23 protein-coding genes and 1 pseudogene are annotated in these 24415 nt (G+C 53.0%); 9 read left to right on the forward strand and 15 right to left on the reverse strand.

Annotated features, from left to right (window positions below):
* The first annotated feature begins 208 nt into the window (after positions 1–208).
* The 5 genes from KTH_RS10605 to KTH_RS10625 all read left to right on the forward strand — a co-directional run bounded on the left by KTH_RS10605 (position 209) and on the right by KTH_RS10625 (position 7164).
* Positions 209–1660: a family 20 glycosylhydrolase gene (locus KTH_RS10605; RefSeq protein WP_497618420.1), complete on the forward strand. Its 1452-nt coding sequence runs from the start codon at positions 209–211 to the stop codon at positions 1658–1660.
* 47 nt (positions 1661–1707) lie between these two features.
* Positions 1708–2691, forward strand: coding sequence for a hypothetical protein (locus tag KTH_RS10610; protein WP_497618421.1), 984 nt, complete (start codon positions 1708–1710; stop codon positions 2689–2691).
* A gap of 312 nt (positions 2692–3003) precedes the next feature.
* Complete coding sequence (locus KTH_RS10615; RefSeq protein ID WP_497618422.1) at positions 3004–4647, forward strand: DUF6461 domain-containing protein; 1644 nt, start codon at positions 3004–3006, stop codon at positions 4645–4647.
* A 322-nt stretch (positions 4648–4969) separates the two neighbouring features.
* Positions 4970–6505 (forward strand): serine/threonine protein kinase, encoded by a 1536-nt coding sequence (locus KTH_RS10620; RefSeq protein ID WP_497618423.1) that lies wholly within the window; start codon positions 4970–4972, stop codon positions 6503–6505.
* Positions 6506–6861: 356 nt separating this feature from the next.
* Complete coding sequence (locus KTH_RS10625) at positions 6862–7164, forward strand: putative quinol monooxygenase (protein ID WP_497618424.1); 303 nt, start codon at positions 6862–6864, stop codon at positions 7162–7164.
* A 513-nt stretch (positions 7165–7677) separates the two neighbouring features.
* On the opposite strand, the gene KTH_RS10630 is transcribed toward KTH_RS10625, so the two are convergent.
* From KTH_RS10630 to KTH_RS10660, 7 genes are all read right to left on the reverse strand, one after another.
* A complete protein-coding gene (locus KTH_RS10630) occupies positions 7678–8016 on the reverse strand; it encodes a cupin domain-containing protein (protein ID WP_497618425.1) in 339 nt (112 codons plus the stop codon).
* Between the two features lie 87 nt (positions 8017–8103).
* Entirely contained in the window at positions 8104–8679 is a 576-nt protein-coding gene (locus tag KTH_RS10635; protein ID WP_497618426.1) for a hypothetical protein, read from the reverse strand.
* Between the two features lie 38 nt (positions 8680–8717).
* Positions 8718–8966, reverse strand: coding sequence for a hypothetical protein (locus KTH_RS10640; RefSeq protein ID WP_497618427.1), 249 nt, complete (start codon positions 8964–8966; stop codon positions 8718–8720).
* 167 nt (positions 8967–9133) lie between these two features.
* On the reverse strand, positions 9134–9973 hold the full coding sequence (locus KTH_RS10645; RefSeq protein WP_497618428.1) for a helix-turn-helix domain-containing protein: 840 nt from the start codon (positions 9971–9973) through the stop codon (positions 9134–9136).
* Between the two features lie 78 nt (positions 9974–10051).
* Positions 10052–10855, reverse strand: coding sequence for a helix-turn-helix domain-containing protein (locus tag KTH_RS10650; RefSeq protein WP_497618429.1), 804 nt, complete (start codon positions 10853–10855; stop codon positions 10052–10054).
* 195 nt (positions 10856–11050) lie between these two features.
* On the reverse strand, positions 11051–11200 hold the full coding sequence (locus KTH_RS10655) for a hypothetical protein (RefSeq protein WP_497618430.1): 150 nt from the start codon (positions 11198–11200) through the stop codon (positions 11051–11053).
* A gap of 54 nt (positions 11201–11254) precedes the next feature.
* Positions 11255–11890 (reverse strand): phytanoyl-CoA dioxygenase family protein, encoded by a 636-nt coding sequence (locus tag KTH_RS10660; protein ID WP_497618431.1) that lies wholly within the window; start codon positions 11888–11890, stop codon positions 11255–11257.
* A gap of 260 nt (positions 11891–12150) precedes the next feature.
* Between KTH_RS10660 and KTH_RS10665 the strand changes: the two genes are divergently transcribed.
* A complete protein-coding gene (locus tag KTH_RS10665; protein WP_497618432.1) occupies positions 12151–12960 on the forward strand; it encodes a phytanoyl-CoA dioxygenase family protein in 810 nt (269 codons plus the stop codon).
* Positions 12961–13510: 550 nt separating this feature from the next.
* Positions 13511–13888, forward strand: a complete 378-nt coding sequence (locus KTH_RS10670) for an ArsR/SmtB family transcription factor (protein WP_497618433.1) — start codon at positions 13511–13513, stop codon at positions 13886–13888.
* A gap of 24 nt (positions 13889–13912) precedes the next feature.
* On the opposite strand, the gene KTH_RS10675 is transcribed toward KTH_RS10670, so the two are convergent.
* The 5 genes from KTH_RS10675 to KTH_RS10695 all read right to left on the reverse strand — a co-directional run bounded on the left by KTH_RS10675 (position 13913) and on the right by KTH_RS10695 (position 18867).
* Positions 13913–14929 (reverse strand): hypothetical protein, encoded by a 1017-nt coding sequence (locus KTH_RS10675; RefSeq protein WP_497618434.1) that lies wholly within the window; start codon positions 14927–14929, stop codon positions 13913–13915.
* A 565-nt stretch (positions 14930–15494) separates the two neighbouring features.
* On the reverse strand, positions 15495–16007 hold the full coding sequence (locus tag KTH_RS10680) for a GNAT family N-acetyltransferase (RefSeq protein ID WP_497618435.1): 513 nt from the start codon (positions 16005–16007) through the stop codon (positions 15495–15497).
* Between the two features lie 52 nt (positions 16008–16059).
* Positions 16060–16626: a dihydrofolate reductase family protein gene (locus KTH_RS10685; RefSeq protein ID WP_497618436.1), complete on the reverse strand. Its 567-nt coding sequence runs from the start codon at positions 16624–16626 to the stop codon at positions 16060–16062.
* 464 nt (positions 16627–17090) lie between these two features.
* Positions 17091–18296 carry an RNA-guided endonuclease InsQ/TnpB family protein gene (locus KTH_RS10690; protein ID WP_497623220.1) on the reverse strand — a complete coding sequence of 402 codons (1206 nt, stop codon included), beginning with the start codon at positions 18294–18296 and terminating at the stop codon, positions 17091–17093.
* The gene (locus KTH_RS10695; RefSeq protein ID WP_497618437.1) at positions 18283–18867 is read right to left on the reverse strand and encodes an IS607 family transposase; all 585 of its coding nucleotides are present in this window, start codon (positions 18865–18867) and stop codon (positions 18283–18285) included. Before KTH_RS10695 ends, KTH_RS10690 begins: the two co-directional genes overlap by 14 nt.
* Before the next feature lie 281 nt (positions 18868–19148).
* On the opposite strand from KTH_RS10695, the gene KTH_RS10700 reads away from it, so the two are divergent.
* On the forward strand, positions 19149–20000 hold the full coding sequence (locus tag KTH_RS10700; RefSeq protein ID WP_497618438.1) for an NmrA/HSCARG family protein: 852 nt from the start codon (positions 19149–19151) through the stop codon (positions 19998–20000).
* A gap of 141 nt (positions 20001–20141) precedes the next feature.
* Here KTH_RS10700 and KTH_RS10705 read toward each other — a convergent pair whose 3' ends face one another.
* The gene (locus tag KTH_RS10705; RefSeq protein WP_497618439.1) at positions 20142–20726 is read right to left on the reverse strand and encodes a dihydrofolate reductase family protein; all 585 of its coding nucleotides are present in this window, start codon (positions 20724–20726) and stop codon (positions 20142–20144) included.
* Between the two features lie 62 nt (positions 20727–20788).
* A pseudogene (locus tag KTH_RS10710) lies at positions 20789–21445 on the reverse strand (zinc ribbon domain-containing protein); the annotation flags it as partial.
* 558 nt (positions 21446–22003) lie between these two features.
* Here KTH_RS10710 and KTH_RS10715 point away from each other — a divergent pair.
* Entirely contained in the window at positions 22004–22957 is a 954-nt protein-coding gene (locus tag KTH_RS10715) for an iron-siderophore ABC transporter substrate-binding protein (RefSeq protein ID WP_497618440.1), read from the forward strand.
* 156 nt (positions 22958–23113) lie between these two features.
* Here the strand turns inward: KTH_RS10715 and KTH_RS10720 are convergent, their stop codons facing one another.
* Positions 23114–24310, reverse strand: a complete 1197-nt coding sequence (locus KTH_RS10720; RefSeq protein WP_497623222.1) for an RNA-guided endonuclease InsQ/TnpB family protein — start codon at positions 24308–24310, stop codon at positions 23114–23116.
* Positions 24311–24415: the final 105 nt, after the last annotated feature.

Here is a 24415-nt window from a genome sequence, read left to right on the forward strand (position 1 = left end):
TCTGTATTAGCCTGTTCAGGCGGCTGGAGCAGGTTGACAGCCGCTCGCTTGTTCGGGTATGCTAGCTAGACTTACGCTGCATACTCATGTTCTTTTCAAACAATGTGTTCATTCTCGCAACCGAGCCGTAGCTTACCCGAGGTGCGGTATCCCAGATATGGCACAGGTTCTAGCTACCTCGTCGCCGAACTCTAGTGAGGAGCATTCCATGCAACTTCCCCCGGCAACCATTCCAATACTCAAAACATGGCACTCATCCGAGGGCATATATATCTATGGCTCAGAAACGCGCATTGTCCTCTCTAATATTCCTGATGCCGAAACCGAGCAATTCGAGAAGAGAGCCACTCTCTTCGCCGCCGAGCTGCATCGCGTCACCGGGCATCATCCGTCCGTTGTCAGCCATCAGGAGCCACAAACGGGCGATATCTGCCTGAACATCCGCAGAGAGGCCAAACACAGCCTGGCAGATGAGGGCTATCAGCTCATTGTCGGCGCATGGGCGACCATCAATGCCCCTACCATGCGCGGTCTCTTCTACGGCACGCGCACACTGCTCCAAATGTTGAAGCAGAGCCGCAGCCTTCCCTGTGGCATGGCTCAGGATCGGCCCGACTATCCAGAGCGCGGCTTGATGCTCGATCTGGGACGAAAGTATCTCTCAGTGGGGCATCTGGAAAACATCATCCGCGAACTGGCCTACCTGAAATATAATCTGCTCCACCTCCATCTCTCCGACTCTCCCGGCTTCCGGCTGGAAAGTGAGCGGCACCCCGAGATCGTCGCAGAGCAGCACTACACCAAAGCCGAGATCCGCTCATTCATCGCACTCGCGCAGGACTATCACATCACGATCGTTCCTGAAATCGATATGCCCGGACATATGAATGCGATCCTTGCCACGCGCCCTCATCTCGGATTGGACCCGGCAGTTGGCAGCCAGCCCCATGTAGGGGCAGGATATTTTCTCGATCTGGGCAATGAAGAAGCCTTTACCCTGATGCGTGACCTGCTTGAAGAATATTTACCCCTCTTCCCTGGCCCGTACTGGCATCTTGGAGCCGATGAATACGTCTACCCCTGGGAGTTCGTCAAGTATCCCTCGCTCGTTGCTGCATCCAGGCGCTATTGTGGACCCGATGCCCACCCCCGAGATATCTTCTATTATTTCTTAAACTGGGCCAATGACATCGTGAAGGCCCACGGTAAAACAATGCGCGTCTGGAGCGATACACTGGACCGCGACGGCACCATTCACGCCGATACCGATATTATTCGCGAGCATTGGAAATACGGCCTCTCTGCCCGCGAGGTCGTTGATCTGGGGCACAGGATTATGAATTGTAACCTCGACATGCTCTACTATACGCCTCCCGAACACTATTCCGACTCGCGCGCGATTTATGAGGCCTTCGAGCCACACCACTTCCAGGATGGAACCATTGAGCCTCATCACCCGCTCAATCTGGGGGCCAAGCTCCATTTCTGGGGGGATCATGCAGCAAAGCTCGGCTTGAGTGAGCAGGCGGTTGTCGCGGGTTTGCATGAGCCGTTACGAGCGCTGGCACAAAAGGTATGGGGAGGCGGAAACGTAGGAGCATATGAGGCATTTCAAGAAATAGTAGAACGAGTGGGATCTTCTTTCCCAATAGACGAATAAGGGAGCACGTGTTTCTCTCATAGAAGCGAGAAGAAGGAACGAGTACAATGTCTCAGATATCTTCATTCCACCGCGCCGATTGGATGCATCGGGGTTCATTTGGCATGATGGTGCACTGGCTTGTTCCCGGTGCAACCGCACCCGAACGCGGTGAGCCGATCACCGATCCCGAACGAGCCGTTGACGCTTTTCACATCGAGCGTTTTCTTGAGCAGTTTGCCGAAAGCGGCGCTGATTGGCTGATCTTTACGGTGGGTCAGAATACTGGCTTCTATGCCAGTCCCAACAAGGTACTGGAGCAACTGGCTGGACCGGGACACTGCTCCCAGCGTGATCTGGTGCTGGAAATCGCGACCGGCGTGGCTCGCATGGGCAAGCGCTTTGTGGCATACCTGCCAGCCGAGATTGAGGCCCAATCGGCAGCAATGCACAAGGCCTTCGGCTGGAGCCCGAGTGATCCCACCCAGGCAGTCTTTCAGCAGCGCTACCGGGAATTTATCCGTGCATATGCCCTCAAGTTTGGACCATTGTTAAGCGGCTGGTGGTTCGATGGCTGCTATACCTGGGATGTTTTCCCGAACCAGTATCTCGATTGGACGGCGCTGGCCCAAGCAGCACGCGCAGGGAATCCAGACGCAGCGTTGGCCTTTAATGATGGCTCGTTCTGTATCGGCATCACGCAACCCCTGACAGACGAGCAAGACTACCTGTCAGGTGAAGTTGAAGTGCTACGCGATGGCAAGCTGCGCCTGGGACGCGGAGACGATGCCCCTCTTTACCTGCCTGAGTCGCGTTTTGTGGAGGGCACGCGGTGCCAGTGGCACGCGCTCACCTTTATTGATGCGTTCTGGGTGCATGCAAAGCCCGGGCCAATGGAACCCCCTCTGTACGATGATGACACGCTCTTCTCGTTCGTCAGATCGTGCAAAGCCGTCGGCGGAGCGGTGACGCTCAATGCAGGGATCTATCAAGAGGGACATATCAGCGAGGCCACTCTAGCACAACTGAAACGCTGTTCACAAAGCCTTTAAACATCTGTGTCTCTAATGTTGCGCCTTTCCCAGGTCGCCGCGCATCTCTTATCAAAAGCATAGGTAAAGCGAGAGGCACACAGTGAAACGAAACCTCGACTTCATCCCTTTCGGGAGCGCGGGCAATTGTTACAGCCTCTTCAGTGCGTGACGATTGCCCCTCATTCAAATAACATCGAATAGAGCATATCAGGCACGCCATTTTCTACAGGCTATGCTGTTACCCCGGACATTACCGCTTTCCTTCGTCTACAAAAGAAAGAGATGGTAGCGCATATGCTCGAAAAGAATTTATGAAGAAGAGGTACAAGTATGCAAGACGGTTTTAGATGGCTTGAGCGCAACTGTGAGGCCTTCTGCGTCACATTTGTACGTGGCCTGGACGAAACGACACTACTCCGTCACATAGGAGCGGATCTTTCGCGGGCCCGATGGCTTCAGGAGAACGATCAGGAGGCATTCGAGAAGCTACAGCAGTTCGGAGAACTGGTCGGTGTCGGTCGGTGTGGAGATTGGACCTTCTCCTTTGAAACCTACAGTTATCAAGGTACGGAACCCTCTGTGCTCCGCGCTATCTCAAAAGGCTCAACCGCAGTCACAGTCTTCTACAATATAAACGCCCGCGCACACTTTTGCTATGCTGAAAACGGGGACATCATCGCTGATTTTGACCCGCTCACCCCACCAGAGGAACAGGATCTTCCACCACGTGCGCGAGTACTCTTCCATAGAGCAGGCATAACCTCAGAACAGATTGAGTCGGAGGAGTATGACTATGTGCATGCCATGTTTGCGCTTGCAGAAGCAGCAGGGGTCTCACTGGACAAAGCCGCCATTGCTGAACGCCCGCTCCTCTACTCCTACATCAAAAATCCCTTTTCGTACTTCATCGATGCTCTTCAGGTGTCTGGTGGCACCGAACAGGCGGCCAGCCTTCTGCCCACCATCATACGGGACCAAGCGTATTCAGGGCTGCTGATGGCATATCTGCAAGACCATAATGATGAGCCGGAGACATTACGAGTACTCCTTGCGCCCTCCATGAGGGAGGCACTTCTGCAAATCCTCAACGGGGCTCACGAGGAAGCACGTACTATCGCGTCCGAGATCCTGTGTATGTCGATTCAGGTTGAGCAGAAACGGAACACAGCAGAAGCTCGCGACCGGCTCCTATCCCTCACCACAGTGCCAGAAGCAAAAGTTGCTCGTCAGGCCATGCTGGCACTTGGTCACCTGGGAGATCAGCGTGCGGTGAAACCACTCTTGCACCTCCTCTCGCAACGGCCCGATAACGACAAAGAGATCACACAGCATCTGGGTCAGTTCCACGCACAGGAGGCAGTAAAACCATTCCTTACCCTGCTGCCCTCTACCGATCCTTCTGCACTCCTGGAAACAGATGATGACGAAGAGATCATACAGCTTCTGGGTCAGCTCCGCGCACAAGAGGCGGCAGAACCACTATTCGCCTTGCTCCAGACCTCTACCGATCCCTTTGCACTCCTGGAAGCGCTGGAACAGATTGAGGGAAAGAACGTTCTTGAACGCCTGCTTCCTCTACTCAATCCCGAACCACAAACGCAAGACGAATGCAGCTTACAACAGGCCATTCTCGCAACCATCGGACGGCAAGGAAACACACAGCATGCTGACTTGCTCCTTCAACTGCTCAATCCACATGCCGAGCAATTATATCCGTATGACTTCCAACTTCACCTGCTTGCAGCGCTAGCAGCCCTGGGAGAACAACGAGCCATTGAGCCGCTGGCAAAGCTGCTCAGAACGGATATAGCTACCTGTACCGTCTATGAGCAGATGTTTCAGGAACATCTGGTACAAACGCTCAGGCAACTGGGAGACACCCGAGCTAAATTACAGGTGGTGGAAACCGAGCTTCAACGGCAGCAGCACACCAGACGACTAAAAGCATGCTTATCCTGGGATAATGACCTATAAAACCCGCCCCGCATACCTGGAGGGAACAACGCTCAGTCGAGCAAGCAACCTTCGGGGTAGTGGCGCGCCAGGAAGAGGCTCAGAACGCGGCACAACATCGCCACACGAAAAGGCCACCAGGCCTGCAAAACCGGGAACAGAGGAATACATGCTCTGAACATCACTCTTTTTAGGTAGATACTAAAGAGCATTCTCACCCTGTTCCCCTCCTTTTCTGGCAGAACAAAAGATCATGAGGAAAGTGCTTGACGACCTCTCCCCTGGCCGATTACACTGAGAACTGGATGGAAGCGGATGAGCAGGTTGGAAAGGATAGACCCCGATGAGTAAGCCAGAGCCGTGGATTGGGCAACATATCGGCAGATATCGAATACTCCGTCGGTTAGGGAGCGGGGCCTTTGGCACAGTTTATCTGGCAGAACAGAGCGCCACAGGCAAACTGGTGGCGCTTAAAGTGCTATCAACACATCTCTCCGGTAGCGAGGAGCTCCGCCGCTTTCTGAATGAAGCGCGTATCGTTCGTCTGCACCATCCGCATATTGTGCCAGTGCTGGATTTTGGACTCAGCGAGCAAGATGAGCCATTTCTGGTAATGGAGTATGCCGCAGGAGGAACAGTGGACAGGCGCTATCCACGCGGAAGCGCGCTTCCACTCGAAAAGGTTGTACGCTATGTGAAGCAGGTGGCCGCGGCGTTACAATACGCTCATGAACATCAGGTCATTCACCGCGATGTCAAACCGGAGAATCTGCTGCTGCGCGACGATGGCTCCATGATGTTGAGCGATTTTGGCATCTCGAAACTGCTTGAGCAAAGTAGCTCTCAATCGCTACAAACCCGCGTAGGAACACCGGCATATATGGCACCAGAACAGGGACAAGGCAAACCATGTCCGGCCAGCGATCAGTATGCACTGGCAGTCGTGACCTATGAGTGGCTCACAGGGCATCGACCGTTTCAGGGAACCTCCATAGAGGTAGCGGTACAGCATCGGTTAGATCCGCCTCCCTCTTTATGCTCCTTGAATCCAGAAGTGACCCCGGAGGTGGAACAGGTAGTATTAAGAGCCCTGGCGAAAGCTCCCGAGGACCGTTTTGCCTCCGTGTCCCAATTTGCGCAGGCACTGGAGATCGCGGCAGGACAACCCTCCCGGCTGGACGAAAGATGCACCCGTATCCTCTTAAGTGATCAGCATCCCAAAGGGGCAGAAACATATGTTTTACCATCATCCTCCGGCCCCTTCGCCTCTGAACTGTACCGGGAAAGCGGAGAAACAGCAACTCAGTCTGATTTCCCATCCGCCAACACCATCATATGGGAACAAAGAGACCATAAGTCCGGCGCTTCTCTAGAAACAGTCCAGACTCCACACACTCCTATCCTGCACTCGCGCCAGAAGCTACAGGGAACTTTCTGGCGCGGGAAATTTTTTCTTCTGCTTACTATTGCAGTGTTACTCTTCGGCCTCGGCGGAGGAATCTGGTTCTTTTTTGTCCACCCTCAAGCGGCCCCACCACAACCCCAGAAGAGGCCCACGCAACTTACAGATGATGCGACCCCTACTCAACGCGGTATTCCCTTCCACTATAATTTTGTCCATTATCTGAAGGGAACAACCAAATTCCATCTCACGGCTGGCCAGTGGCACATCATACTGAACAGCAAATGCGGGAGCCCCGGGAACATGAAATTATCCCTGCACGGGCAAAGATATTCTCTAGGGCCTTTCTCTCTAAATCAGTGCAACAGCGTCGATTATATTGTTCAGATCCCCGCAGAAGATGATTATTCTCTGGAGTTTCTTAAAGCCTCGGATGATGCTCGTGTTCTCGGCAATGGCTACTTCTATAAGGACTGATACGTCACTTCGCCAGCAAGGACCGCAAAGCAACTATACGCCTCAGCGTGCCCTCACAGACATACGGCGCAGGGCGATATCACTGGAAACCCTTTCCAGAAGTAGTGCAAACGCAACGCAGCGGTGGGGGCAGTTCCTGTTGCCAGTAAACTTCTGCGGGCATAAACACGCTTCCCATTCACCGAACAGCAAACATAAATACAACATGTTCAGTTCTTGCGCAGAAAGAGCGCAAAATAGGAGAAGTATCTTCCTCGATATGATTCTATACTTTCTCAAATAACAACAAAAAAGAAAGCTCGGGCATCGCCTTACATACTGTGTGGCGCCTGCCTTATCAGAAAGGAAGCTGACTTATGCTCATCATCGCAGGCTATCTGAAAGTCGATCCTGCCCGGCGAGACGAATACATCTCAGCACACCAGGATCTTCTTCGGCGAGGCCGAGCCGCTCCGGGATGTCTCGATCTGGCAATCTCTGCCGACTCACTTGATCCTGGCCGCGTAAACAACTTTGAGCGGTGGGAATCTCGCGAGCATCTCGACGCCTGGCGCAAAGTGGCAGCGGCTCCCAATACCGGCATCTCCTTTATCGGTGGTTATATGATGGAATACACCGTTGTAGATGAGTGCCCGCCATTCGACACCACAACAGAGTAATATCCTTGCTACACGCAAATAGTGTTTCTTTTTCATTACAGTCAGACAAATTTTTCATTCTGTGCTACGCGTTCCAACGGAAACGAGGGAACCAGAGGCAAGGGGTGGCCTCTGATGGTCACCTCCCCCTTATAATAAGGTATGGCTGACTGTTTCAATCGCGAAGAGCGTCTGAAGTGCTCTGCTCCTTCTCGTGCCAGTATCGTGTAACGCGTCATATCGGGGATCAGATTTTTTTGAGGGAAAATGCCAAACGTCTTGTTCAGGCCTTTCTCAGTACACGGAAAGCTCCATTCTCAGATGGAGGGAGAAGCAAAGCGCCCTTGATAGGGAGAGAAGCGCTTGTGGTGAGCGCGAAACGGATCTTGATACCCCTTTCGCATTTCGCTAAAGGCTCCAGAGTCTTGCTCACCAAACGATCAGACGTACCAGACTGATTGAGGTGAACCAGAAGCGAGCAAATCCATAGGCCCTGACACCTATCAGTGGAATAGGCAGCGAAAGCCACCGACGCTACTCCAATACCTCCTGAATCACATGCGGACTCGGATGAAACGAGATCATCTGAGCTTGTTCGGTTCCTGTATTGGTATACTTATGAGGCGTATTGGCAGGCGCAACAACCACATTGCCAGCTTCTACCTCAAGCGAGGTTTCCCCGATGGTAAAGGTCACCCGGCCCTCCTGCACAACAAAAACCTCCTGATACGGATGTTTGTGCAATGTGGACCCTCGACCGGGAAGCGGATGGACCCAGAAAAATGATCCCGCAACTCCGCCATACTCCTCCCCCTGAAATCGAAATGCCGTTTCGTTGATCCGCAAATTCTCTTTAGGAACGATATGATACATCGAAGCATGTCCTTTCTATCTAACAGAGGTATGGAGCAACTTAAGTCTCTCATTGCTCTATATCTATAGATTCAATTGGTAGAGTTTCTACACTCTATTTCTTTTCGGGCTGATAGTTTCCGGGTACATCTCTAAAAAGGCACCCAGTGCCCCCGCAGTGATGATCACCTGCTCAGGTGAGCAATGCACGCCGCGCGTGATCCTGATATGTGCCGCGATCACCTCACACAACGGAGCATATCCCTGTGTACTTTTGATAGGTCGCAACAGCCTGTAGCGATTGCCGGGCATGCTTTGCCACCAACCTGGCCCAGGCCTCATAGGGAGCAGAACGCGACAAAAAGCAATGGCCTCTTCTATGCTCAGGCTCCGTCCCTCCAATGCAGAGGCCAGCAGATCGCTCATCATATCTGCCCGAGGTTTCTGCCGCCTCTCCAGAAGCATCTGCTCGAAGTAGGCTTCCATTTCGCCAAAGGCTTCATCAACGCGTGCCACAGCCTCCGATGGGACAGCCGTCGCGAAAAAGGCGGCATCATTCACCCGGGCATTCAGGATAGCATCCGTCCATTTTTTGAAAAGGGGCCGATCAGCGACAGGTACCCCCAGCATCTCAGCAATCACAGCCGTTGGCAACAGGTAGCAAAAATCAGCAACAAGATCCATCTTTCTAAGCGAACGCACCCGATCGAGTAACTCTTGCGCTATCGCTTCGAGGCGACTCGCCAGGGAGCCAGCGCACGAGGCGTAAACAGCGGCGCGATCAGCTTTCGATAGCGCTGGTGCTGCGGCGGATCCATAGAAAGTATGCTTGGTTGTGTGGTTGCAGATGTGCTAGCCCTCTCAGAGCTAAAATGAGTGTAGTCAGTCAGTACCTGATACACATCTTTGTAGCGGAACATATGCCAGCAGCCACTTGCTTCATCCAGCCAGACAGGCTGCACCTCGCACATAGAAGGTCCTCCTGAAGCCTGGAGCGCTTTCCATCTCCCTATATTCCATCACCATTTGCTGCGTTGCAATTTCTCCTTTTTTTGTAACATCCTATTGATCAGAGAATAGCAAACAAGCAGCAGAATAACACTGGAAAAGTGGTGGTGATAAGACTTTCTCGCTGGCCCTATGAGCGCGTATGTCGTTTTCGGTACAGCGTCGGACTGAGGCCATAATAAAGCTTAAACTGATGCGAAAAATGAAATGGAGATTGGAATCCTGTTTGCCGCGCAACTTCTCTAATCTGCAACCCTGTGAACTCAAGCAGCCGTGCGGCATGATGGAGCCGCAACTTGAGCAGTGTCGCCGCGAGCGAATCGCCAGTCTGGGCCTTAAAGAGATGCGCCAGTCGCGAGGGGGAGAGCGCGACCAGTTCCGCCAGCCGAGCAATAGAGGGTGGATTGCTAAGTTGCTGCATACAATGCTGTAGTACCAGCTCAATGCGGGGGTCCAGCGTTCTCCCCGCATCCTTTGCATTGCTCTGTACGATCAACAAAATCACTTCTTCAAGAGCATTCAGCGCAAGCTCCTCCTGATACGCTCCCGGAAGGCGGCTCTCCAGCAATACGCGCTCCCATGCCCCTTGCAAACGCTGTCGAGGCGCGGTCCCGGCAAGAGAGAGCATCACAAAGCCCGGACGCACCTGCGGGAGCAGCCGCAGCCACGGTATCCAGTGCGGGCGGGGCCAGAAATGCGACCAGTAGAAATCCCACGGCACACTGTCATTGACCGCTGCATAGTCATGAGGCACCCCCGGAGCCAGAAGTACAACGCCATGCTCCCCGCTCTTCCAGGTTTGATTATCCAGCCGGAAACGCCCCTCACCAGCTCGTGTATAGAACAGGAGCCAGTCACGAGTTCCCGCCCTGCGCCGTGCATAATAGCCACGCTTCTCCACGAAATGCCCGGCAAGCAGCAGGCCGGCAGGAGGGGCCGGGGTCTCATCCTGTCTTGAAAGCTCGCTCATGTCTCACAGCTCTTCCTCACATACGCTCATTGTGCAGTAGAAACCAATAGATTCGGAACTCAGCAGCATCGTAGAGAATCACTCTACCCGCCGCTGCCACGAACGGCGACGCACTTCCAACGGAGAATAACCCGTGGTCTGTCGGATACACCGGGCAAAGTGGTAGCGCGATTGAAAGCCACATCGTTCAGCAATTATGCCCACGGGAAGCCCTGTCTGTTCCAGAAGTTCGATTCCCCGGGCAATTCGCACCTGCCAGACGTACCGCATCGGCGTTGTTTGCAGGCATGTCCGAAAGAGGCGAATCAAATATGGCTGACTGAGCGCGACAGCGGACGCGATCTGATCAAGGGTTAATGGCTCCGCCACATGCGCGTGAATAAAGTGTTGTGCCTGCTCAACAACTGCATTGCCTCGTGGGGAGATACCAGTCAACAGTTGTTCCCCTTCGCCAATATATCGCCAGAGCATATGCAGCCCGAGCGCTTTCAGCATCTCGTGAGCAGTCGGGAAGGGAGCCTTCTGGATACTTAGCGCCTCATGAAGCAGACCCATCATCGCGGGCGAAAGCGGAAGCGGCCAGGGTAGTCGGTTCAGACGCGCCAGGAGCGTATCTGGAATCTCGGGCGCGAAAAGGTGGAGCCAGCTATGATACGTCGGACTCTGTTTCGCGAAGCTAAACCGTTCCTCATGCTGCGGAAACAACACACAAACGCTTTTCGCCGGGACATGCTGTTCTTTTCCATCAATGGCGATTGTCATTTCGCCTGTATGCAACAGCACCAGTTGCAAATTGCGCTGTAGTCGCGGGCCCAGGCTTCCCCCGGGCGGATAGATGACCTCTCCAACAACCGCTTCAGCAGGCCAGAAACCAGCTTCCATTGCGCCCCCTTTTATGCAAAGAGAAACATGGCATCGATACCGTCAAGTGTACCGACCGCCCTCTTCTCTGTCAAGCAAAAGAGATGCAAAACAGGAAAAAGCGATTTCCTTCCGCTCGTTGCTCCAGCCTCGCCATACCTGTAAACTGCGAACAAGGAGGGAATGAAGCCCCTCCTTGTTTGTCATCCTCACACCCTACTCAGACCTGAACACTGTATTCTGCTCTGTACCACTCAGTTCAATGACCGGCTTTCCATCCTCTCCGACCCAGACGCCACAGGGTCCACCGGGCAGGCTGGCATCCAGGTCTACCTCTGTGCCATCCATACGCAAAATGGGTTTCATAAACTGGGATACCTGCTCCGCTTCAGCCGAGATATAATGACCAATCAAAGCACGTCAAAAGCGGTCTCGTGAGGTATTGGGATAGCTTCCGTGGACCAGCGTGCCATTAAAGAAGAGGACGTCACCCGCCTGCATGAGAATCGGGCATATCTGCTGACCTTCAGGTAAGGGCACTGTGACATCAGTAAAGCTGTTTTTGGTGTCGGCCTGCGTGGTACAGAGCAGCGGCCAGGTATGGCTTGCCGGCACGACCTGCATACATCCATTGCTCTCATCACAATCATCCAGGGCCAGCCACGCCGCCATACAGGTTCCCGGACGCGCCCGCAGAAAATACTGGTCCTGATGCAAGGCCTGACCACGCGCTCCGGCAGGTTTGAAGTAGAGCATCGTCTGAACAGCATAGGGCTCGCGTGTCAGCAACCCGGTGAGTATCTCGTTTAAGCGGGGATCGAGTAGCCATTGCAGGCTGGTGGTATCCCAGTGATGCATATGGATCATGCGAGGATACCGCTTCAATGGATCGCTACTGTTGGCATCAACGCCGACCAGATCGCCGGGATACGCGCCTTTCTCACGCAGCTTCATATAATGCTCTCGAAGCGCCTCCACCTCCCGAGGAGAGAACAACTGTTTCGCCACTACGTAGCCATTTTCCTCAAAAAAGGTGCGCATGCTCTCGGTAAACACGGTTTGACTCCTTTCAAGGCGAACAACTGCATATGCCAAGTATACCCACTCACGGAGATCCTCACGATAGCTGGAATTATCCGAATTGTGTCTGAAATTCGCCTTCAACGCGAGAAGCATACGCTTTGTGAAGCTCCTATCAGATCGCTGCACAAAGAAGGAGCAGGATTCAGCATGTTTCCAGCTATTCTGCTCATGGACTTTCCTACCGCATACCCTCTACACTAACAGCATAGAGAGAAATCTTCAGGGAGGAAACAATGAACAAACACCAGTCCGTTTCAGCAGAGATGCAGCAAGCATTTGAGCAGGAAGGCTTTACCGTTGCCCGTGGGCTATTCTCGCGTCAGCAGGTAGACGAATTACTTGCGACGATGATGGCAATGCACGCAGCCGGGCCTATTCCTGAGCTTGGCTACTACCCGGTTCCAGCCGAGCAGGCAAACGGGGACACCTTGAAGCAATATCCCCGTATCATTCACCCGCATAAGGTCAATGCAACCGCCCGCCGCTATCTGATCCACCCGGCTATCATGCAGGCACTTGGCGTGCTCTTTGGTGAGGAGGCGCTTGCAGCTCAGGCTATGTTCTACTTCAAACCGCCACATGCTCGTGGTCAGTCGCTGCACCAGGATAACTTCTTCCTGAAAGTTGAGCCGGGAACCTGCATTGCCGCCTGGGTCGCCCTGGACCCGGCAGACGAAGAAAATGGCGGGCTGGTGCTCGTTCCCTATACCAACCGGGCCGAGATCCAATGCCCACATGAGGCAGATCAAAGCATCTTTTTTACCAATGAGGAAGTGACGCTCCCCGAAGGCGCAACACCGGTTCCGGTGCGGCTGGAAGCGGGTGACGTCCTCTTCTTTAACGGCAATATCATTCATGGCTCCTATCCCAATCGCTCCGACGTCCGCTGGCGCCGCTGCTTCATCGGGCACTATGTCGGTGTCTCCACGACACGGATCGGCACCTTTTACAACGACCTCTATACCGCTGATGGCCGCAGATTGCAGCGCGAGGAGAATCGCGACGCCGGCCCCTGTGGCACAATTGTGGACGAGATCCATTAGAGCAAAAGCAGCAGAACGAGCGAGAAATACCGGCATCGAGCACCAGTTTCTCGCTCACCTTGCTCGATGCGGTCCACTCGGCAGTTTATCCACTCTCCGTTGGCTTCTGAAGCAGGTTCAGGCCCGGCGAGAGGTACACTCTCTTCAGCACAAAAATGCCTCTGTTTCTGCCTTCCAGGCGGGGTTATTAGAAACCGCTTCAAGTTCCCCAACGTATTATAAGAAAGACATCGCACTTGGATTTGTCCATTTGCTTTCCAGGAAAACGCTTGGTGAAGGAGCGATGAATGACATATAGATTTCTCTCCGCCAGTCGACCACTCCCACGTATGACCGCTTCATATGATTGGCATCGGCACGCCTGATTCACAGGGTGTGATGCTCTCGCTATCAGTGGCCCCTTCATTCCGCTTCGATTAACAAGAACAGGAGCAGGCATAGCGCTTCTCCGGCTCTGGATTGCTCACCCTTCCTCACATCCTTATGCACATTCCGCATGTATTCGGCCACCTTTTGCTTTATTATGCGCACAACAGAGAGGAGTTTCACGATGAAATCGAAAAAACAGATACACCATTCACCCCCGAGAAAACGAGATAAAGAGCAGGAGCGCTACCTGAGCGAGATGTTGGCGATCCTGGGGCAAAGCAGCCGTTGGAAGATTCTGCGCGCTCTTGCACCACTCTCACCACGACAGCCGCTGGATGCAATCGAATACACCCCATCAGAGTTAGCAGAAATACTCGGTCTTTCAGTCTCTACTATATCCGAACATCTGCACGCCCTGCTTAAAGCACAGCTTGTGACAACACAACGCTTCCAGCGAAGCGTATACTATCGCCTGAGGCATTCCGCCACACTGCTCGCCTTTTTCTCGCTGCTTGACGCTATTGAAGAGCAGGCCGCCTCAGACGAACACCTCCTCTGAAGAGAAGCTCGCCGAGAGGTTTTATCAAAGCTTCTCAGTGGGAAGGCGCTGCATAAGGTAAAGCAGCGTGTCACGCATCCGATACCAGATAGTCGGTTCTTCTCCCGCTTCAGGGGCTGGCGCAGTGGCATATCGCAGATGGAGGTCAGAGAGCAATTGTCGCTCGTGCGCCGGATGCCCTTCCACAATCCACATCAATGTTTCCAGATCCGCCAGCAACTGTGCAGGTGATATATCCAGCCCCTCCGGCACTTCAGGAGGACGCTCATCTATCTGCTCGGTGGCTTCTGCAAGAAAGGCTGCAACCCGCTCATCCAGTAGCAAACCGGACCTGAGTCGCTCAAGTCGATGACCATCAATAGATTGAGGATCAAGAAAGGGATACATTTCATTGAGTGGGCTGACGAAGATCTCAAAGAGCGCCTGCTGAAGCTTCTCCGCAAAATGCAGTGGGTCATCGAGATACTCGGCAAAGCTGATCTGATGCACAGCCTCATAGGTACGTAACGGAGCCGGTAGAGCGGCACGCACCACCCGTTGCAACTCGGCAATAATCGGGGCCCGCAACGCATGTAACGACGAGCCCAGGTGCCAGGGACCACCTCCCAGGCAGTAGAACGACCAGCATTTGATAGTGCGCCATTCATCGGGCCAGGAGCAGCGCTGTCTCGACAGGTAGATGCATTGATGCCTGTGTGCTGTAATATGTTCCGACAGGAGCGGGATAGAGCGATCGAGAAACGCGACAGCCAGCAAGTCAAACGGGCGCACATGCGAGCCTCCCGCGATACAGCATTGTCCCCCGCACTGACGGCAATAATGAAAGGTGTTCCACAACACACGGTTGTATTCCAGATACATATGAGAGAGCTCCTGAATAAAAGCGCGTGCCGTTTCATAGTTCCATTGAAGGGGATAACCGGGCACCGTCAGTGTCGCGTTGGTTGTTTTCCACTGTGCTACAACTGCTCGACAGCGTTCAAAAGCCGCTTTATTGGCAAGATACACAGGCTGATATTCAACATGCTGCGACAGTTTCATCTCATCCCTCCCCGAATATTGTCGCTCACTCTGCGCTACAGGAGAAAAGGGATAGAACGTATTACTCCATACAATACACAAAGTACAAGGAAATACTGCTTGTTCAAGAAAACACTATCACTATAAAGAAGATGATGAAAAATGTCAATGCTTTATACAAGCGTCATAGCAAATAACAGGCAAGAAAACAGAGATACAGAGGAGGATAAGCAAGAATACGTGCAAAGTGGCGTCCCGCTCGCTTCCTCATTTTTACGGACAGGCTGATAGAAGAAAAGCGGAGAAAACACGACATCCACACACTTGATGCTTTCCCTTTTACAGAGGGAACGAAGATGCAGAAATGAGGGAAGCCGCGAGCCTTTTTCACGGCTTCAAGCTCGGTCTGCAGTGGACTATGCTTTGCGATCGCAGCAGGACAGCGCCCCGGGTAAACGCCTGGCTCTCTTACCCGGTGATATGAGGAAGAAGCCAGCATCAACCACGCTATATCTATCAAGAACTGAGGTGATATACCGAATAGCTATCTATTATTGCTATTCAATCCATCAAAAACATAGAAATACTAACGCAAGGGGTTTTCACGCTTCCATTTCAGCAGCTCCCCATCTGCTGACTGGCGCTGCATCCCGAGTTTCTCAAGCACCTTGATGGATGCATAATTGTCGTGCAGGCACTCGGCGACAATCGCTGTGATATCGAGATGCCGAAAAGCCCAATCCATCAGTGCCTGAGCCATTTCAGTTGCATAGCCCCGCTGGCGATATTCGGGCAGAATACTGTAGCCAATCTCAATCTGTCCCTGCTCATCAGGCCCACCCTTAAACCCCATATCGCCGATCACCTGCTGATCTGCTGTGTGAATAATAATACCATCCCAGATTGCACCCGATGCATCTTGTTCCATCAGGCCGATAAAAAACGGCAGCGCCTCGCGAAAGTCAGGCTCTGGCCAGTGAGCAGGCACACGCACGCCAAGCGCACGTTCGACCTGTTCTCGGTCGGAAAGCGTCGCCTTCTTCAACTCCAGCGAATAGGGCACAAATTGAAGTCGGGCCGTTTGCAGCGGCTGTAACATAGAAGTCTCCTCAGAATTCCCCCATATTTTTATGGGGGGTAATAGCTACAACTTATTGACGAGCATAATGCAAAATGAGCACACCACTTGCAAACGTTTTGGTGGATACCAGTTGGAATTGCTGTAGCTGGAATGGGCCGGCAAACAGCGGAATCCCCTGCCCGACAACGAGAGGATTGAGCTTCACAATGAGTTCATCGATCTCTGGAAGCAGCTGGTATGCCAGATTGCCGCCGCCACACAGCCAGATATCCAGTCCCTCTTCTTGCTTGAGTTCACGGACCCTCTTGAGCGCATCGCCGGACGCAAACTCAATCGTGGGTTCGGTCTCAGGCGCGATACTGCTGCTGAAGACCACCTGCCGGAGCTGCGGATAAGGGCTGGTTATTCCGATATTCAGCCCGGGGGTATAGGTACCTCGGCCCATCAACACCGTATCGAAGTGCTTATTTGGCGCAGTAATTCCTAACGGGGCGCGTGCTTGAACCGGAAATGTCTCCGGGAACTCCTCGATCAAATACGGGAAGTGATCGTTCGCGGTAAAGAAGTCAAACTGATGGTCCGGTCCGGCAATAAACCCATCCAGTGTTGACACGATATAATAGACCAGCTTTTTCATAAATTCCCTTTCTACTACAGACGAAGTGTCGCGGCAGCGCAGCTCGCGCGCAAGGCCCTGCTCCAGGGTATTTGCTGCACCTTCCTTCATCCAGACTATGGAGAGTATAAAACTTGATAGGGTGAGTTGCAATCATCAAATCAGGTGATTTCAGTGGGTGATTGCAGCGAAAAAGAGGAGCAGGTTGGGGGAAGGTGCTGAAGAAGCAGGCTGGAATGGTGTGTATCTCCGGGAGAGCATACAACTGAGCGGCCCGCCGTTCCTTTTCCTGATCCCCGAAGCGCCTTAGCCAACATCTCAACACAAACGCAACAGATCAAGCCCGGCTTTCAGGCTACGGTGCTTTCACTGTGGCGGCCCTTGCAGGGAACCCAGGAAGCCGTGACACTCGACCATCTCTCTATTTCATCCCGAATAGTGATAGTTTCTAAAAACATAGCGTTCCATTGACCGCTTGCTTTCATTTATGCGCAAAAGCGCACTGGCCGAACTACTACGGCCTCTACTCCATCGGCAAAAGCGTTTGGAGCTACTTTTCTAATGATGTTCGCACTGCCATTGACATCAGCATTGAGCAGCCGCCCATCAGAAGCACGGAACAGACTACGTTTGACCCGCTTGCCAGCATAGGTTTCATGCTTACCTATCGGCTCATTGTCGAGGAAACTGCATTTGCTGGTGTAGGACTCTTCCGTGATAATGACGCGAATACCCACCAGTTGCGCTTTGTAGGCCAGCATCTCGATAAAGCGGGCATGAGGGATAGCCACAAACTGCTGATTGGTTCTCTTGCCCATTTCCACTTCTTGTTTCCATCCGTCATTCTTGCCGATGACCAGCGTGCCTATGCCCTCTTCAACCAGCAGATTGACAATGCGCCTGCTGGCAGTATGCAAGGAGTGATGAATGCGGCGGGTTCGCTTTGTCGTAAGCCGTTCCAGCCGGTGAGAGTGACGGCGACGTGCATCCATCTTCATCAGCTTCTCATCGAGTTCTGCTTTCCGCTTGTTGTAGAATTGGTTGATTGATTTCACCGGACGCCCGTTCACAATGCGAGGCACAAAGCCTTTTTTGTTTGATGTGAGCGTTGCCAGATTGTCAATTCCAATGTCTATGCCAGCGAAAAGCTGAGGGTCTACGGCTGCCTGAACCGGCTCCTGTTCGTAGACCACTTCCACTACATAGAAGCCATGACGAGGGATAATGCGCACCTGATCGACGTTTTGATGGTTGGTTTTGATGCGAATGGGTAAGCCTGAAGGTTGGATGTAGCCTTGCCGCAGAGCGGGTTTGCTGATCGCTTGAATGGTATAGATCAACAGATTACGGCCTTGCTGCTTGTCTTTGTATTTGGGCAAGCAGGGACGCCCTAAGAACTTCTCAGGATGTTCTCTCCATTCTGCAATCGCACGGAAGAAACTTTTCCAATTCTTGTCCAGCGTTCTCAAAACCTGTTGAGAGACTTTGCGTGGCAAGGCTTGATAGGCCGGATGCGTCTTCATCAAGTGATGCATCTGATTGGAGTTCAGATAGACACCCTCAAAGATGAAGGCTTGCCGGATTTCGTAGTTGGCAGCGTTGTACAGGTTTTTCGAGACAAAAGCCGCCTGATCTATGGCCTCATAGCGGGCGTCACCCTTGCGGATAACGTGCTTCTCAACCAGTTGCATCATGAGCCTCCAATTCCTGTACAATCTTCTCCGTCTTGCGTTTCGCACGGCGCAGGCCGTACAGACGGGCGCAAAAGCTGTACAATAGAGCAGTGAGATCAGCTAATAAGTCCTCTTTATCATTCTCGGACTCATTGACGATTTCAAGCCGCCTGCCTTGCACTCGTAAGAGGGTTTCAATGTAGCGAACACCGAAACGTGAGAGCCTATCCTTATGCTCTACGACAATGACGGTAGTGTTTACGTCTTCCAGCAGGTGAAGCAATTTCGGACGAGCATCATTGACGCCTGAACCGATTTCCTTCACGACTTTCTCAACCTGATACCCTTTGGCCGAACAGTAGGCAACAAGCCGTTCCGCTTGACTGTCTACGTTCGGTTTCTTCTCAGCAGAAGAGACACGGGCATAAATGGCTACTCGTTCTGGTCGTGAGGAGGTTCCGCTTTTTTCTTCATCAACCAGAATAGTATGTTTGCCTACCCGATGACCAGCAATCTTGCCGTCACGAAACCATCTCCACGCTGTTTCATAACGGACACCTTGTTGTTTAGCGTAATCACTTAACTTCATAGAGAGAGCATATCAGAATAATCATAGGTTATCAAGGATACGCTATGGTTTCAGTGAACATTTATAATACCATTGGAGAGAACAGCTTTGCGGCCTCTGGTGAAGAGCCCAAATCTGAAAACACGAGTGGCCACGCTCCTGGTATCACTCATTCCTGCTCAATTCCTTTCGAGGAGCCTGCAAAGGGATATGAGCATCTTTCATCTCTTTATGAAAAGAATGATTTGCGTTCATAGCGCTCTCCACCTATACTGAGCACATCAATTCAGGAGGTCGCAGCTATGACACACCTTTCTTCTCAGAAGGCCCTTGTCCTCGGGGCCACAGGTCAGCAGGGAGGAGCAGTCGCAAAGCAGCTTCTGGCAAAGGGATGGCATGTCCGAGTGCTGGTACGAGATTCAAACAAACCAGCCGCCCGGCTCCTGCACAATCTTGGAGCTGAGCTTGTAGCAGGAGACCTTGAGCACCCCACAACGATCACAACCGCCATGCAAGGCATGCACGCCGTTTTTAGCGTTCAGGGAATCCACGCCGACCCGGAACAGGAGGTACGTCAGGGCCTCCTTGTTGCAACTGCCGCACGAGAAACCGGGATTGCCCATCTTGTCTATAGCTCGGCATTCGGCGCACAGAAACAGACCGGCCTGCCCGGCTTTGAAGCCAAGCGGCAGATCGAACAGGCCATCCGCACGCTTGACCTGCCCGCAACCATTCTTCGTCCGGTCATGTTTATGGAAAACTTCCGTCTCTTTGCCCAACGCTCCAATGAGGCCATCACGCTCCCAGCACTGGCAGAGCCAGATATCAGCATCCAGATGATTGCAGTACACGATATTGCCTATTTCGCAACGCTTGCACTGCAAGATCCCACAACATACATCGGGCAGACCCTCAATATTGCGGGCGATGAACAGACGCTTCCACAGATCGCAGACCTGTTTCAGAACATCTATCATCGGCCAGTTCGCTACCAAACAGAACCTGCCGATCAACATCTTGAAGGGGCCAGAAAGATCAACGCGCTCCTTTTTGGAAAAGAGGGCGAGCGGGTCAATCTCGCACAGCTTCGGCACAATCACCCACAACTTCTTTCTCTGGAAGCGTGGTTGCAACAAGCCCATCTTCCCCTGTAAAAAAAAGGGACACATGATCTGGCCTGTACCATAGGCCAGATCAGCCCTCCCCCGGCCTTCCTTTCTTTTCAACAAGAAGCAATCTCTACCTCTGGCCGGTTCTCCGCTCATATGGCGCCTTATGCATACCTGCTCCCCCTATTATTTCGCCCGAGGCCGATAGCTCACCCGCATCACCCCCGAGGGATACGTCTTCATGCCGATCAGTTCCAGATCAACCCGGCTAGTGAAAATGCGCTCCCCCTTGCCGATAGCGACCGGATACACCTGAAACGTGAACACATCAATCAAACCGAGTCGCACAAACGCCCGGGCCGTACGAATACCACCAATCACCGCCATATCAGGGCCCTCCTGCTGTTTGAGATCCTGAATAGCAGCAAGCAACTCCTGATCGTTTCGTGCGACCAGCAATTCAGCGTTTTCGCCCTCAAGTTTTGCTTCGGTCTTTGAAATGACGATTCTGCGGTTGACGTTCACGGCGCGAGCAATCGCCCGCTCGGTCTCTGATACCTGCGGGTTGGTTTCCATCGCAGACCAGAACGGAACCATGCCACGATAAAACGAATAGCCAGCAATAGAGCCTGCTGAGGTGTTCGTGGTAGAGATCTGTGCCAGCGTATCAGCAAGCAATTCCTGATCCGGCGGCAATGGCATATGCTCCATCCAGTCCAGATTAAAGAAACCATCAAGTGTCATATTCATATTTAGCGCGATTTTCCTCATAACGCCTCCTTTTTTCTGCCTTTTCACCTAAGTATAGCGTCTGGTCTGGACAAAGAAGTCAGTTACCCCACGTCATTCAGACGTGGGCTTGCGTCTGGACACCACCGCAACTCTGCGTATCGTTGCAGGCGCGCAGCTTTGGCTTCCCCGTCCGACGCATCAGGGCGTACTGACAAGACACCTGTACTCATCCAATCCTGTCGGATGAGCAGCGTTCGCATCGTGATGTTTCTCGCACCCACCAGATCAGCATGGAGGGCATAATGACAATTGTGACACACAAACATAAGTCCTTTATCGGGTCGGTTCTCACGGGCGGTATGCCCACAGATCGGGCACGCCTGGCTCGTGTAGTGGGCATCCACTTTGACTGCCATACTCTCATGCATGACGGCTTTGGAGGCGATCATACTCTGAAGTTCAGCAAACGACCTCCTGGAGAAAGCTGCATTGGCTTTCCGCTGCATCTTGCTGGCTCGTTTGCCTTTGCGTCGTGGGGTGCGCTCTCGAAGATCTGTCAGATTCCCCAGTCCGATGAGACTGTGTGGGTGCTGCTCTACGATGCGTTTGGAAACGACATGATTGGCGTCGGCTTTCAACCGTCTCTCTCGTCCAGAGATCGCCACCAAACGGCGGGTAGCCGAACGAGTGCCTTTCTGTTGCAGACGCTTTCTCAGTCGTGCATACTGGTTGGCTTTGGCTCTGACACACTTGCCAGAAAGGACCGGCCTCCCCGCGCAATGTTGAAAGACGAGTCCAGGCAAAGCACCAGGAGCAACACGAATGGCAACCGCTTCCGTACCACTATATCGAGCGATCCGCACACATTCGACATCCTGCTTGAGGACCTCAGGAGGCGGGAGCATGGTAAACTGAATGGAACTCATAAGATTTCCTCTCTCTGTCAAAAAAGATAGCTTTCTCCCCTGTTCTATTTCTCACAGACAAAGCTGGTAAGCCTGGAAAGCGTTGGACACGCTCCTTGCCTCAAAATCGGACATACCTGTTCATGCTGCATCCTGCGTCCTTTTTCCCCTTCTCTTTCTACTTGACTGGATATATTAGGGCATGCTAATATCTTAGTACTGAGGTCGGATTTATCCACCTCGGGTGAGTTCCATCCCACTACAATCGCTCCGTTTCCTTATGGAACCAAACGGAGTTAGCTACGTTCGTCCTGTTCTCAGGTCGAGCGTATGTAGTGAGGTTTGCTTCTATGGGAATATCGTTTTCAGCACAAGGAGAAGTGTTTTTCCTTGCTTATACAGGAGACTGAAATGTCAAACAAGTGGCACTGGATGCCCCTTCTCTGCTGTATCTGTTTGCTGCTTGCCGCCTGTGGCGGTGCATCACAGGGAGCGCAGGAAAAGCAGATGCGCAAGATCACGTATTTCGGGAAAGAAATAGAGGTACCGGTCAAGGTTGAACGAACCGTTGCCGCAGATACGGTTGTCATCGAAGATCTCGTTATGATGGATATCCCGCTCGTTGGCGGTGCGACCTATCCCGATGGCCCTACCCCCCATCTGGCCGATAAGCTCAAAAATATGAAGAGCATCGGGACGGAGACTCCCAACTATGAGGCCATCTTGCAGTTAAAGCCCGATCTTATCTTTATCATTGATCGCTGGTCTGCAACCATCATCCAACAACTCCGGAAGATAGCACCGGTGATCGTGATGAAAGGAGAAGGTGCAGGACATGGCAACATCGCTACGCCCTGGAAAGAGAATATCCGCATGCTTGGCGAGGTCTATAACAAGCAGGCACGCGCAAATGAAATCCTGAAAGAGTACCAACAGAAACTAGCCACAGCCAAAGCAGACTTAGAGAAGTCACCGGAGAAAAAGCAGCTCGTCGTGATGACGATGCGCATTCGCGGTTCCGGCATTTATATCTACACACGCTCAGGTTACATTAATAGCGTTCTCTATGATGATCTGGGCTTCCCGGTACCGGACGTTGTCAAGCAAGCGCAAGGACAGGATAATCTGCCACTGGAGAAACTGGCTGAAATAGATCCCGATGTCCTGTATCTTCAGTTCGCACCTCAGGAGAACACCAATCAGCCAGCAGCCTTAGAAAACTTGCAGAAAAACCCGCTCTGGACAAATCTGAAAGCCGTTAAAAATGGGCACGCGTTTATCAATAAGTTTCCTCCACTGGCATGGGGATCAACATCCTGGTCGGCAGTGCATGCCCTTTCAGTCTTTGAAGAAACTCTGTTCTGAGCAGCCTGATTGTAGCCTCAGGAAGGCACGGGGGGGCATTGCTCCCCCTTCAGAGCCAGTCCTGCGGCATATTGATGTTCCAGATCTTCACAAGGCGCATCGAGTGCTCATGCAGGCGTTGACACTCCCCAGGCCAGAAGGACGGGGATTCTTCCTTCATCCAGCCTGCTTGCGCGGCGCCGCAGTGCGACGACGCGTAGCGGCAGGCTGTCCAGAAGCGTTCGACGAGACCTCCTCGTCGGTTCCCGTCTGCCCGACGGTACCCTGTAGAGCCTTCTGCAAGATATTCAAGGCGGCGTTGTGATCGCGATCGAGGAGCAGCCCACAGCCGGGACACAGATGGGTACGCATACTCAAGCTCTTCTTGACCCGCTGTCCACAACGAGAACAGTCCTGAGTCGTAAAGGCTGGCTCCACCCCGATCACCGGAACACGATGCAGCGTGCCATAATACCTGACCCAGGAGAGAAAACGACCCCACGCCGCGTCAGCGATGCTCTTGGCCAGATGGCGGTTCTTGACCAGGTGACGGATCTGCAAGGCTTCGTAGGCAATCAGGTCGTGAGACGAGACAAGCGCGTTCGCCTGCTTTCTGGCGAAGTCCTCGCGCTGCCGTTGCACCTTGAGAGACGCTTTGCTAAGGGCTTGACGGGCTTTGCGCCGATTGCGACTGCATTTCTGGGTCCTGGAGAGCCGACGATGCAGCCGCTTGAGCCGCCGTTCCGCTTTGCGGAGATACTGAGGAGGAGCCACGGTGTTGCCTTCGGAGTCAGTGAAGAAGGCACGCAGCCCCAGATCAATGCCCACCTGCTTGCCAGAGGGCTGATGCTCAACGCGTCGCGTGGCCGCCACCGCACATTGGCAATAGTAGCCATCGGCCCGCCGGAGCAGCCGTACCCGCTTGATCTGTGAGAGGGGAAAGGTCATGATATCACGAGAGCCGATGAGGCGCAGCCGGCCAATGCCACAGCCATCTGTGAAGCGAATGTGTACCCCATCAGGATCCAGCTTCCAGCCCGTGGTCTTGTACTCCACGCTTCGGTTGTTGCGCTGGAATGTGGGGTATCCTTTCTTTCCTGGTTTCTTCTTCTTACAATGCTCATAGAAGCGGGAGATGGCAGCCCACGCCCGATCAGCGGCAGCTTGCCGGGCCTGCGAGTTGAGGGAGAGCGCAAAGGGGAATTGTTTAGCAAGCACAGCACAATACCGCTGCAGATCATTCCTGGAGACGCCACGTGCATCCATCCAGAGGCGCAGGCACGTGTTGCGAATGAACTGGGTGGTGCGGATGGCTTCCTCGATGGCGGCGAATTGCGCCTTCGACCCCTCGAGCTTGTATTCATAGACCAGCATCCCTTGCTCCTTGTTCGTCCTCACTATCTTCGTGTATTCTCGCACAACAATTGCCTTCTGTCAAGCGAAGGGGAACGTTCTGCCGCTGCTGTCTTCCTGCGCCAT

Source organism: Thermosporothrix sp. COM3, assembly GCF_059696735.1.

Bases quoted from the DNA above. Each gene is read 5' to 3' on its own strand.
- KTH_RS10610 (WP_497618421.1), top strand. From the start codon at position 1,708: ATGTCTCAGATATCTTCATTCCACCGCGCCGATTGGATGCATCGGGGT.
- KTH_RS10680 (WP_497618435.1), bottom strand. From the start codon at position 16,007: ATGTTACAGCCGCTGCAAACGGCCCGACTTCAATTTGTGCCCTATTCG.
- KTH_RS10620 (WP_497618423.1), top strand. From the start codon at position 4,970: ATGAGTAAGCCAGAGCCGTGGATTGGGCAACATATCGGCAGATATCGA.
- KTH_RS10630 (WP_497618425.1), bottom strand. From the start codon at position 8,016: ATGTATCATATCGTTCCTAAAGAGAATTTGCGGATCAACGAAACGGCA.
- KTH_RS10705 (WP_497618439.1), bottom strand. From the start codon at position 20,726: ATGAGGAAAATCGCGCTAAATATGAATATGACACTTGATGGTTTCTTT.
- KTH_RS10670 (WP_497618433.1), top strand. From the start codon at position 13,511: ATGAAATCGAAAAAACAGATACACCATTCACCCCCGAGAAAACGAGAT.
- KTH_RS10665 (WP_497618432.1), top strand. From the start codon at position 12,151: ATGAACAAACACCAGTCCGTTTCAGCAGAGATGCAGCAAGCATTTGAG.
- KTH_RS10700 (WP_497618438.1), top strand. From the start codon at position 19,149: ATGACACACCTTTCTTCTCAGAAGGCCCTTGTCCTCGGGGCCACAGGT.
- KTH_RS10715 (WP_497618440.1), top strand. From the start codon at position 22,004: ATGTCAAACAAGTGGCACTGGATGCCCCTTCTCTGCTGTATCTGTTTG.
- KTH_RS10640 (WP_497618427.1), bottom strand. From the start codon at position 8,966: ATGTGCGAGGTGCAGCCTGTCTGGCTGGATGAAGCAAGTGGCTGCTGG.
- KTH_RS10685 (WP_497618436.1), bottom strand. From the start codon at position 16,626: ATGAAAAAGCTGGTCTATTATATCGTGTCAACACTGGATGGGTTTATT.
- KTH_RS10635 (WP_497618426.1), bottom strand. From the start codon at position 8,679: ATGGATCTTGTTGCTGATTTTTGCTACCTGTTGCCAACGGCTGTGATT.
- KTH_RS10645 (WP_497618428.1), bottom strand. From the start codon at position 9,973: ATGAGCGAGCTTTCAAGACAGGATGAGACCCCGGCCCCTCCTGCCGGC.
- KTH_RS10650 (WP_497618429.1), bottom strand. From the start codon at position 10,855: ATGGAAGCTGGTTTCTGGCCTGCTGAAGCGGTTGTTGGAGAGGTCATC.
- KTH_RS10720 (WP_497623222.1), bottom strand. From the start codon at position 24,310: ATGCTGGTCTATGAATACAAGCTCGAGGGGTCGAAGGCGCAATTCGCC.
- KTH_RS10695 (WP_497618437.1), bottom strand. From the start codon at position 18,867: ATGAAGTTAAGTGATTACGCTAAACAACAAGGTGTCCGTTATGAAACA.
- KTH_RS10690 (WP_497623220.1), bottom strand. From the start codon at position 18,296: ATGCAACTGGTTGAGAAGCACGTTATCCGCAAGGGTGACGCCCGCTAT.
- KTH_RS10655 (WP_497618430.1), bottom strand. From the start codon at position 11,200: ATGAAACCCATTTTGCGTATGGATGGCACAGAGGTAGACCTGGATGCC.
- KTH_RS10675 (WP_497618434.1), bottom strand. From the start codon at position 14,929: ATGAAACTGTCGCAGCATGTTGAATATCAGCCTGTGTATCTTGCCAAT.
- KTH_RS10605 (WP_497618420.1), top strand. From the start codon at position 209: ATGCAACTTCCCCCGGCAACCATTCCAATACTCAAAACATGGCACTCA.
- KTH_RS10625 (WP_497618424.1), top strand. From the start codon at position 6,862: ATGCTCATCATCGCAGGCTATCTGAAAGTCGATCCTGCCCGGCGAGAC.
- KTH_RS10615 (WP_497618422.1), top strand. From the start codon at position 3,004: ATGCAAGACGGTTTTAGATGGCTTGAGCGCAACTGTGAGGCCTTCTGC.